We start from the raw sequence: 1,574 nt of genomic DNA, 5'->3' as shown, positions 1-1,574 counted from the left end.
AGCATCTGATTATCTTGATGCAATTGACTTTCACTATTTATAGAACCTTCACTTTTATTATAACCTCTATAATCTGCCCTAAAATAATCATATCCAAGGCTTGTGTAAAAAGCAGCTCGTTTTTCAACCCGTTTTAGAGATCCACCATTACCGTGTAAATAAAAGACGACTCCTTTAGAGTTATCTGCTTTGAAAAGTAAAGTGTTAATATTTACTCCATCCTCGGTTTTAAGGTTGATTTCTTCAAAGTTTCCTTTAAAATCATATTCATAATCAGCAGTCAACTTGGTTGGATGAAAACCAAATTTTTCTTGGTTGAAATAGAACAACGCACAAACAGTTACGTATAAAACGATTATGAGTATTCCTATTATTTTCGAAATTCGGATTAGTATTCTTTTCATTTGTTATCAGTTTTAAATGACGTACAACAATGTTGATGTGTATGAGCCCTTGCATGTTAAAGCACTAGCCATTAAAAGTACAAAACTCTGCTCTAAAATCCCCAAGAATTTTCCAGATAGGCACAGACTCAGCAATGGCTTAAACACGGTGTTATGCAACGTTTTTGCCTTCTATTTCAGAATTGGTTTAATTCTTTTTTCAATCATTTTGGAATCATCCTCCCAATCATTTTCTCTATTATCTTTCCAATTGGTTACCATCAGAACATTGCCAAGTTTGTCCAATATTATATATTTTGACATATCATTAATATTTTCGAATTCTGGTGGTGTAATTTCTCTTAAAAAATGTTTATATTTTTTATTAGGTCTTCCATTTTCGTCCTTTAAGTTAATTACTTTAATTTCAAATTTGATTTTTTCTTGTATTTGTTTTAAAAATTCAATGGCGTTTAATTCTTTATCGCTATTCTCTTTGTCCATTAGCAATACATAAAAATCGAGATTATACTCTCTTGCAAGCTTAATTGCGTTTGGTAAATGTTTTATGCAAGGAGCACACCAAATTCCAAAGGTATATACTAATGTTTTTTCCTTTTCCGAATTCATTGCTAAACAAAGTATATCATTTTTGTCAACAGTAAATATTTTTTCTGATGCGCTTTTAGTTAGTTGGCAATTGCTGTTTTGACCAAATGATGTTTCAAATATGGAAGTCAAGATTATTAAGAATATCAGTCTTATATTGTTCATTGTCAGTTTTTTTAAATGTTGCACAACGAATCGGTTATGGTTTCGTTGTGAAAACATTGACCGACTTAATGTTAACGTACTAAGATAGTAAAAGTGAAGGAATTTTTCAGCGGAAAATTCCAGCGCAATGAACTATAGCCAATGTTAGCAACTGTTATGTTTGTTTCTTCTTTTTTACATTTTCGAAAAATAACGCTATGGTATTTCTTTCCTTCAATACGTAAAGCTTACAGTTCTTTATGACGCCAAATTATATAATTTTAATTCGTTTTTAATTTACCAACAGATTCAAAAAGGTCGGTAACTATATGTTCTTGATGGCTTGGTGAAACAGCTCTAAAATAGCCTAACAAATCTTTGGTAGTTGGATATCTATCCGTTTTCATTTTAAGTTCACCATCTATCGTATTCCAGTCA

The 1,574-nt window shown here is 31.0% G+C and carries 1 protein-coding gene and 1 pseudogene; both read right to left on the bottom strand.

Annotated elements, in window-relative coordinates; translation table 11 throughout:
• Nucleotides 1–404: pseudogene (locus B2U95_RS13675) on the bottom strand (alpha/beta hydrolase); the annotation flags it as partial.
• 171 nt (nucleotides 405–575) lie between these two features.
• Nucleotides 576–1,157 (bottom strand): TlpA family protein disulfide reductase, encoded by a 582-nt coding sequence (locus B2U95_RS13670; RefSeq protein ID WP_296317129.1) that lies wholly within the window; start codon nucleotides 1,155–1,157, stop codon nucleotides 576–578.
• Nucleotides 1,158–1,574: the final 417 nt, after the last annotated feature.

The sequence above is a fragment of the Winogradskyella sp. UBA3174 genome (genome assembly GCF_002364335.1).
GTDB lineage: Bacteria > Bacteroidota > Bacteroidia > Flavobacteriales > Flavobacteriaceae > Winogradskyella.
This window is presented reverse-complemented; position numbering and strand designations above follow the sequence as displayed.

Coding starts and splice junctions, on each gene's coding strand:
- B2U95_RS13670 (WP_296317129.1), bottom strand. CDS start 1,157: ATGAACAATATAAGACTGATATTCTTAATAATCTTGACTTCCATATTT.